This window comes from Jatrophihabitans sp. (assembly GCF_046262535.1).
Classification (GTDB): Bacteria; Actinomycetota; Actinomycetes; order Mycobacteriales; family Jatrophihabitantaceae; genus Jatrophihabitans.
On sequence record NZ_JBHEMO010000128.1, the window covers coordinates 1 to 8,426 of the forward strand.

The 8,426-nt window shown below is 71.9% G+C and carries 7 protein-coding genes and 1 tRNA gene; 3 read left to right on the top strand and 5 right to left on the bottom strand.

The annotated features are described in order from the left end of the window. Together ABR571_RS17020 and ABR571_RS17025 are read right to left on the bottom strand one after the other, a co-directional pair. Positions 1 to 479: SDR family NAD(P)-dependent oxidoreductase (locus ABR571_RS17020; RefSeq protein ID WP_409454399.1), on the bottom strand; the 479-nt coding region annotated here is incomplete at its 3' end. Between the two features lie 7 nt (positions 480 to 486). Next, positions 487 to 2,067, bottom strand: coding sequence for a succinic semialdehyde dehydrogenase (locus tag ABR571_RS17025; protein ID WP_409454400.1), 1,581 nt, complete (start codon positions 2,065 to 2,067; stop codon positions 487 to 489). A 150-nt stretch (positions 2,068 to 2,217) separates the two neighbouring features. On the opposite strand from ABR571_RS17025, the gene ABR571_RS17030 reads away from it, so the two are divergent. Further along, positions 2,218 to 2,907 carry a TetR/AcrR family transcriptional regulator gene (locus ABR571_RS17030; protein WP_409454401.1) on the top strand — a complete coding sequence of 230 codons (690 nt, stop codon included), beginning with the start codon at positions 2,218 to 2,220 and terminating at the stop codon, positions 2,905 to 2,907. Between the two features lie 63 nt (positions 2,908 to 2,970). Here the strand turns inward: ABR571_RS17030 and ABR571_RS17035 are convergent, their stop codons facing one another. Together ABR571_RS17035 and ABR571_RS17040 are read right to left on the bottom strand one after the other, a co-directional pair. Beyond that, the gene (locus tag ABR571_RS17035) at positions 2,971 to 5,037 is read right to left on the bottom strand and encodes a hypothetical protein (protein ID WP_409454402.1); all 2,067 of its coding nucleotides are present in this window, start codon (positions 5,035 to 5,037) and stop codon (positions 2,971 to 2,973) included. A gap of 386 nt (positions 5,038 to 5,423) precedes the next feature. Beyond that, complete coding sequence (locus ABR571_RS17040) at positions 5,424 to 5,720, bottom strand: hypothetical protein (RefSeq protein ID WP_409454403.1); 297 nt, start codon at positions 5,718 to 5,720, stop codon at positions 5,424 to 5,426. 302 nt (positions 5,721 to 6,022) lie between these two features. On the opposite strand from ABR571_RS17040, the gene ABR571_RS17045 reads away from it, so the two are divergent. Both ABR571_RS17045 and ABR571_RS17050 read left to right on the top strand, forming a co-directional pair. Next, positions 6,023 to 7,384: an MFS transporter gene (locus ABR571_RS17045; protein ID WP_409454404.1), complete on the top strand. Its 1,362-nt coding sequence runs from the start codon at positions 6,023 to 6,025 to the stop codon at positions 7,382 to 7,384. Then, on the top strand, positions 7,381 to 7,989 hold the full coding sequence (locus tag ABR571_RS17050; protein ID WP_409454405.1) for a hypothetical protein: 609 nt from the start codon (positions 7,381 to 7,383) through the stop codon (positions 7,987 to 7,989). The genes ABR571_RS17045 and ABR571_RS17050 overlap by 4 nt, the downstream gene beginning before the upstream one ends. 297 nt (positions 7,990 to 8,286) lie before the next feature. Here ABR571_RS17050 and ABR571_RS17055 read toward each other — a convergent pair. Continuing rightward, positions 8,287 to 8,360, bottom strand: a tRNA-Thr gene (locus tag ABR571_RS17055). Positions 8,361 to 8,426 lie beyond the last annotated feature (66 nt).

The window sequence follows — 8,426 nt, forward strand, 5'->3', positions numbered from 1 at the left end:
CCGGCGTAGGCCGCCATGCGCGGCACCGCGTTGAGACCGGCCGACGAGGCCAGGTTGATGATGCGGCACTCGCTGTCGGACTCGACCATCGCCGGGAGGAACTCGCGGGCCACGTACATCGGCGCCAGCGCGTTGATCAGCATCGTCTGCTCGACGTCGCGCAGCTTGTTCTCCCAGAAGTACCCGTTGCCGCGCACGATGCCGGCGTTGTTCACCAGGATCTGCACGTCGCCGACCTCGCGGCGGACCAGCTTGGCGGCTCGGGTCACCGCGGCGGACGACGAGACGTCGACGACGTAGCTGTGGACGGTGCCGCCCTCGGCCTCGAGCTCGGCGGCGGTGTCCTTCAACGCGATCTCGTTGATGTCCCAGAGGACGACGGCCGTCGCGCCCTCCTGCACCGCGGTGCGAGCGAAGAGCTTGCCCAACCCCATGGCCGCCCCGGTGACGAGCACGATCTTGTCGGCTACTGACTTCATGACTCTCCTACTTCAGGCGGAGGCGGCGCATGGTCCACAGCGCCACCGTCAGGGTCTTGGCCCACGTCTCGTCGGACATGCCGGGTAGTGGCGCGATGGGCAGCAGGCGCTGCGTTGCGATGGTCTGGACGTCGGTGTACTTCAGGATGCCCTCGGCACCGTGCCGGCGGCCCAAGCCGGAATCGCCGAAGCCGCCGGACGGTGCGTCGACGCTGCCCCACGCCGCGGCGTAGCCCTCGTTGATGTTGACCGCACCGGCGCGCAGGCGCTCGGCGACGCGGCGGCCTCGCTTGGTGTCCTTCGTCCAGATGCTCGCGTTGAGCCCGTAGGCCGTGTCGTTGGCCTGGGCGATGGCGTCCTCGTCGTCGGCGACGCGGTAGATCGACACGACCGGGCCGAACGTCTCGTCCCGGTGGACGAGCATGTCGGGCGTGACGTCGGTGAGAACCGTCGGCTCGTAGAAGTACGGCCCGAGGTCGGGACGCGCGCGGCCGCCGGTGAGGACGGTGGCGCCCTTCTTCTTCGCGTCCTCGACGTGTTCGCTGATCGACGCGAGCTGGCGGGGAAAGGTCAGCGACCCCATGTCGGAGTTGTATTCGAGGTCGGCGCCGAGGCGCATGGTTTCGACCCGGGCGAGGAACTTCTCCACGAACTGGTCATGGATGTTGTCGGCGACGTAGATGCGCTCCATCGACTCGCACAGCTGGCCGGCCGACGAGAAGCAGGCGCGGATGGCGCCCTCGGCCGCCTTGCTGACGTCGGCGTCGTCGAGGACGAGCATCGGGTTCTTGCCGCCGAGTTCGAGCGAGCAGGCGATCAGCCGCGCGGCCGCCTGCTCGGCGATGCCGCGGCCGGTGGCGGTCGAGCCGGTGTAGTCGACGAAGTCGGCGCGCGCGATCAGCTCGCTGCCGATGTCCTTGCCCCGGCCGAGGACGACCTGCCACACGTCCTTGGGCAGTCCGGCCTTCTCGGCCAGCTCGTGGGCCCACAGCGTGGTGAGGGCCGTCTGGTTGTCCGGGCGGGAGACGACGGCGTTGCCCGCGATCAGGGCGGGCAGTGCGTCGGACACCGACAGTGCGAGCGGGTAGTTCCACGGCGAGATGACCACGACGACGCCCTTCGCGTGGCGGACCTCGCGGGCGGCGGTCAGCAGCGGCAGCGCGCCCGAGCGGCTCTTCGGCTTGAGCGCCGCTGCGGCCGTCCGTGAGTAGTACCGCGAGTTGATCGCCACGTCGGCGACCTCTTCGAACGCGTGGCTGCGCGCCTTGCCGGTCTCGGTCTGCAGGATGTCGAGGATCTCGGACTGCTCGCGCAGGATCAGGTCGTGCAGCCGCGAGAACACAGCCGTGCGTTCGGCGAGTGGGCGCGCGGACCACTCGAGCTGGGCCAGGCGCGCGCGTTCGAACGCGGCGTCGAGGTCCGCGACCGACGACTGCGGCAGGTCGACGATCCCGGCGCCGGTGGCCGGGGCCTGGGTCCGGACGCTCGGGGCGCCACCGGCCCTCGCCCGGTTGGCCAGCGCGGTGACCCGCTCGGGCAATAGCGACCAGGCCGGCGTCGCGCTCGGGTTCGGGGCGTGGTCAGCCACCGCGGCTATCCGCCGGCGGCCGCTCGTAGTCCGCACAGTTGCAGTCACGTACAGCACCTCAAAATTTCCCGGGAAGTTCGACCTCGGCACGATTGCAAGATCAATTGCTGAACACTGTTGTTCAGTGAACACTACTGTTAGAGTAAACCCGTGGCCGCGAGCGATGTCAAGACGACGGAGGTGCCGTCCAGCCCCCGCCGCGGCCGTCCGCCGCAGAGCGAGGAGTCCGCCGCGGCGGCCCGGGCCCGCATCGTCGAGGCCACCGCCCAGGTGTTCGCCGAGCGCGGTTCGCACGGGCTGAGCGTGGCGCTCATCATCGAGCGGGCCGGCATCGCCCGGCCGACCTTCTACCGGTATTTCGCCAACGCCGAGGAGCCGCTGCAGCAGATCCTCGACGCCTCCGACATGGCGCTGGTCTACGGCCTGCAAGCCGCGCTCGACCGGGCCGACGACGAGGTCGGCATGGTCGTCAAGGGCATCGACGCCTACCTCGCGTGGGCTCGTAATCACGGCCCGGCCCTGCGGCCCCTGTTCGCCGAACTGCACGACCCGTCCTCGCCCGTCTCGCCGCACCGGGAGCGGACGCTCGACATGCTGCGCGAACGCCTGATCGCGCGCTTCGTCAAGCTCGGTCGCACCCCGCCGCCGTCGATCGACATCGACGTGTTGCTCCACGCCTTCGAGTACGTCGGGTTCCGGGTGGCGCTCGGCGACGCCCCCGACGCGACGGCGGACTGGGCCCGGTTGACGATGGCACGGATCGCGGTGGTGTTGCTGGGGACGCCCGCCGATCTCGAACAGGCGCTACGGATGCCGGGGCTGCTGCGGCCTGAGGGCTGACCTGATTTTTCGGCGATCTTGTGCAGACCCGCGGGAAATCGCCCGCGGGTCTGCACAAGATCGCTAACTCGAGCGGGGCTTGGGCCTCGGACGTGGCCGGGCCGCCTCGGCTGCTGCCGCTGCCTCGGCCGCTGCGGCAGCCTCGCGGGCTTGCGCCAGCTGCTCGTCGGCGGCCGCACGGGCGGCGGCCAGCTGCTCGTCGACGTCCCGGTAGCGCGTGCGCCAGTCCTCGATCTGAGCCCTGGATGCGGCCAGCTGCTCGCGCGCCTCGGCGAGAGCACTCTCGGCAGCTGCGCGCTCGGTGGTGGCCGATTCCCGCTCGCCACGCGCCTCGTCGAGTGCGGTATCGAGGCGCTGCTGCAGGTCATCGCGTTCTGAGCGTGCTTCCGCGAGGTGCTGCTGCAACTCGTCGCGCTCGGATCGTGCTTCCGCGAGCTGCAGCCACGCCTCGGCCAGCGCGTCGTGGAGCTGGGTGCGCTCCTGCTCGGCCGAGTCCCGCTCGTCGCGAGCCTGCGCCTCGGCTTCGTCGAGGCGCCCCTGCAGGTCGTCGGCCCGCGCCTCGGCGGCCGCTCCCGCGTCGCGTGCCTCGGCGAGCATCGAATCGACCGTTGCCCGGTCGCGCTCATAGGTCTCGCGTTCGGCCCGGAATTCACGGTCCGCGGCGGCCCGACCGCGCTCCGCCGCATCCGCGCGCGCGACGGCCAGGGCGACCTGCTCCCACGCGTCGGCCTGCGCCGACTCGGCCTCGGTCCGCTGCTGGAGCGCTGCGGCCCGTGCGTCGGCCAACTCGGCCCGTGCGTCGGCCAGCTCGGCCCGTGCGTCAGCCAGCTCGGCCCGTACGTCCACCGTCTCGGCTTCCCGATCCAGCAGGCGGGCAGCTTGGTCGTCGACCTGGGCGCGGGCGGCGGCCAATTGCTCATGGGCGTCGACCAGCGCCGCCCCTGCTTCAGCGCTCTCGTCGGCCGCGGCGTCAGCGCGCTCCGTGGCGACCCTCGTCTTCGCGATCTCGCTGCGCAGAGCGTCCTGCACCGACTTGATCTGACGGAGGAGGGCGAGGTTGTGCAGCCGCTGTTCCTCCGCCCAGGCCTCCGCTTCTTCGGCTGCTTGCCAGGCCTCCGCGGCCGCGGACGACGAGGCAGCGTCGCGCTCCTCGGCCAGTTCGGCACGGCGGACATCGACGATTCGCGAGACCTCGGAATCCTGCAGGGCCTGACGAGTGGCGGCGAGTTGACCCTCGAGCGATGTCACGAGATCGCGGTGAGCCCGCAGGTCGCGCTCGAGCGCTGCGCTGCGCGCCGTCTCACCGAGCTGAGCTGCTCGGGCCGCCTGAGCCGCCAGTTCGGCCTCCTGGGCCAGCCGGATGGCCACGTCTCGTTCCTCTTCGGCCCGGGCGGCTCGATCGGCATGGGCGACGTGCTCGGCATCGGACTCGTGCGCCGCCGCGCGCTGGGCCTCGAGCTCCTGCTCGAGCTGCGACACCCGTTCCTGCAGCGCCGACGCCCGCTCGGTTTCCCGCTCCACGACGGCCCGGAGGTCCTCGGCCGCGGCGGCCTCGACGACCGCTTCCGCCTCAGCCAGGCGCTGCAGCGCGTCGGCCAGCTGCCGCTCGGCCAACTCAGCTCGGTGCTCCTGCAACCCGCGCTCTTCGTCGGCTGCGCGAACCGTCTCGCCGACCGCCTTCCGTTCGACCTCGAGCAGTTCGACGATCTGGGCGCGGGCTTCGAGGTCACGCTGGGCCAGCGCGTCGGCCCGCTCCTCGGCCGCGGCCAGAGCGGCGCGAGCGGCCTGGAGTTCCTCCTCGAGAGCGACGCTGCGCTGTTCAGCCGCCGCCAGCGCCTCTTGCGAGCGGCCCAGCTCTTCCGGCGACGGGCCGGCGACATCAGCCGGTGCGGTTCGCCGCCAGCCGGCAGCGGGTGGCAGCACCACCGGCTCGCCGGCGAGCGGCTCGGCCGACTGGGCCGCCACCTCAGCGTCGCGTCCACGCCGGCCCGAGCGACCTTTGCGCCGGCCGCGGACCTCCGCCGCGGGCGGCGGGGGCGCCACCGGGTCGGCGTCGGCCACCGGATCCGCAGGCTCGATCAACAGCTCGGGTGGCGGCGCCGGGACCGGCTCGCCGAGTTCCTCGGCCAACGGCCTCAGGACGGCCGCCGGGTCCGTAGGACGAAGGCGCCCGCTCGGACTTCCCCCGTGATCGCCCGACGACCGTGAGGTCCAGCGCGGCTCGGCGTCATCCGCCGTGTCACCTCCTGGGTCAACCGGAGGCGCATCTGAGTGCGCGCGTCGGCGGCCGCGCCGAGGGGTGACATCGAGAAAGGGTGCGTCCGAACCGTCGTCCGGCACATCCGGATCGTCCTCTGGGCGGGATGGCCCCGTTCTGTCCACTCGCGAACCGTAACCCGTCGATCGCCATCCGGCGCGACGGACGGAATCGCCGACGTGCGGCGGAGCGCTCGCCTTGTCGGAGATCTTGTCAGACGCGCGGGCAAGAGCCCGCGTGTCTGCACAAGATCGCTACGTCACTTGGTGCTCGTCGGCGTCGGTGTGGTGGGCGCAGCGGACGTGGACGCCGACGCCGGCGGCGCACCGGGCAGCAGCCGGCGGCGGCCGTTCCCCGGCGCGGGGAACTGCCCCGCCGGGCCGGGAACCATGTGGCCGGGGAAATATGCGCCACCGCGCTCGAACCGCATCATCGGGCCCCGTTCGTGATGGCCGGACGGGGCGACGGCGTAGCCGATCCCGAACCCGGCGGCCAGCACGACCAGGCCACCGAGAATGCCCGCGCCGAGGATGTGCGTTCGGCGGTCGGGATTCACCCACGGCACCCTCGGCGGGCGCGGCACCGGGGCGAACGGCGCGGGCGGCGGATGAGGGCCGCCCGGATAAGACGCCGGATACCCCTGACCCGGCGCGTCCGCCGGCGGGCCGGCCGCAGGCGACTCGTCGGGCGGCTCCGCCCGCGGATGATCTGGGGGTGTGCTCGTCATGATCGGCTCTCCCTGAGGGCGAAGAACTCGAAGGTAACCGGGCCGGATAGGAATGGCCTGTGGCGCCGGCCGCAGTCCGACGAGTGACAGGAAAGGACAGCTGCTGCGCCGGGCAGTGGCAGGCTGACGTGGTGCGCCGCATCGCTGTCCCGCTGCTCGCGGTGACGGTGGCGTTCGTGCTCGCCGACTCGGCCATCGTCACGCTCGCGCTGCCGGAGATCCTGCGTCATCTCGGGGGCACCGTGACGCAGGTCGCCTGGGTGCTCATCGCGTTCAACCTCGTCCTCGCCGTCCTCGTGGTGCCGGCCGCCTGGCTCTGCACGCACCGCGACCCGGGGCCGCTCTGTGCGATCGGCGTCGCCGTGTTCGCCGGCGCATCCGCCACATGCGCGCTGGCCACCTCGATGGACGTCCTCATCGCGGCCCGCTGCGTCCAAGCGGTCGGCGGCGCGGTCGTCCTCGTCGGCGCCCTCGAGCTGCTGGTCGCGGCTACCGACGAGCGGCGTGGGGTCCGGTATTGGATCACCGCCGGCGTGCTCGGTTCGGCGTCCGGCCCAGTCGTCGGTGGCATGCTCACCGACGCGATCTCCTGGCAGGCGATCTTCGTCGTGCAGGTTCCGATGGCTGTGCTGGCCGTGCCGGCCGCGCTCGCGGTCCGGGCGGCTCCGATGCGCCACCCGGACCCCAGCCGGCCCGCTATCGCGCCGAACCTGGCCCTCGCGCTGCTGTCGGCCGCTCTCACCGCCGCCCTGTTCCTGCTCGTGCTACTGCTCGTCGAGGGTTGGGGGCGGCCCCCGGCGGTCGCCGCAATCACCGTCTCGGTGGTGCCGCTGGCGGCCGTCGTCGCCCGGCCGCTCGCTCGAACGCTACGCAGTGGCCCCCGGTCGGAGACTGCGGCCGGCTGCCTGCTCATCGCAGGTGGCCTCACCGGCTTGGCGCTTCCGCCGTCGGCGAACCTTGCCTGGACGATCGCGCCGCAGGTGCTCGTCGGGCTCGGCCTCGGCCTCACGGTCGACGCGTTGACCTTCGCCGCGTTGCGCGACCGGGTCCCCAGGGTGCTGCACGGTGGCTGGACGATCGGCGCCCGCCACGCCGGCGTGGTACTCGGGCTGGCGATCCTCACCCCGGTCTTCACCGCTGACCTGCAGGATGCTCAGGTGCCCGCGCAAGAGGCGATCACCTCGCTGGTGCTGGACGCCCCGCTGCTCACGCAGGACAAGATCGCGCTCGCCCAGGGTCTCGGCAACCGGCTCGCCGAGGAGCGCGGCCGGGTGCCCGACCTGCATCCCGCCTTCGCCGCACTCGACGTCGCGCCGGCGCAACGTCTGGCCGCCGGTCGGCTGGAGCGCGACCTGGACGCGCAGCTCGAACGGGCCGCCAGCCGCGCGTTCCGGCGGTCCTTCCTGATCGGCGCGGGCCTGGCCGCGGCCGCGCTGCTTGCACTGGTCCCGGTGGGTCGACGCCGGCCGGAGTTCGACAGCGGGCCTTCATGACGCTGCGCACCTGGCTGCTCCCGGCCATCGCCGCGGCTCTGATCGGCGGTGTGCTCGGCGTCCAAGTGGCCAACGGCGGCGGCGACTTCACCCCGCTTCGCGCGGCCGACCCGTGTGCAGCCCGGGTGGTTACCTCGGTCGCGAGTGGGATCGAAGGGCTCGGCGAGCGACTGGTGCTGCTCGGGACGGACGGGGCGGCGTGCCGACTCGGCAAGTCCCGCGAAGCGCTCATCCTGGAACTGGCGACGCCGGGGCCACGTCCGGCTGCCGAGATCGCGGCGCTGCGGGCCGGCCTGCTCGGGGCGGTCGACCGGATGAAGGCCGACGGCAGCCTGCCCAAGGCGTCCGAACTCAGCGATGAGGTCCTGGCCGACGCCCCTCTTCCCGGGCTGGTGAAGCTCCTGATCCGCGCGCTGCCCGACGGGGTGATCAACAGCGCGCTGCAGACCGACGACGTGCTCAAACGTGCGATCGACAAGCTCGATCTACGGTCGGTGCTCGCCCATCTCGACGATCCCGATCAACTCACCAGGCAGATCAACGCCGCGGTCACTCAGGCCGTCAAGGACGCGCTCCTCGACCGGCTGCGCCAGCTGGTCAGGTGATTCATCGTCGCGTCGACCGCGACTGGCACAGTGACGGTGTGATCGGTATCGGCTGGGACACGATCCGTCTGTTCCTGCACGTGCTGGCCGCGACCGTATGGGTCGGCGGCCAGCTGACCCTTGCCGCACTCGTCCCGGCGCTGCGCGGCGCGGGTGCGGAGGACGTGCCCAGGATGGCCGCCCGGGCGTTCAACAAGATCGCCGCGCGGCCTGGCTGTCTTCGGCGCGCTGACCGGCCTCAGCGCGCTCGCCGCCGTACTTCTCGGAGTGATGTTGGCTGGTTGACCCGCCGCTCGGAGCCGCCTGTCGGGTTCGAACCGACGACCTATCGCTTACAAGGCGATTGCTCTGGCCAACTGAGCTAAGGCGGCAGCGCCGTCGAGGTTACCGCGCGAAGGTGGAACCCTCTTTTCCTCCGGGCGCGAATACCAGGCAGA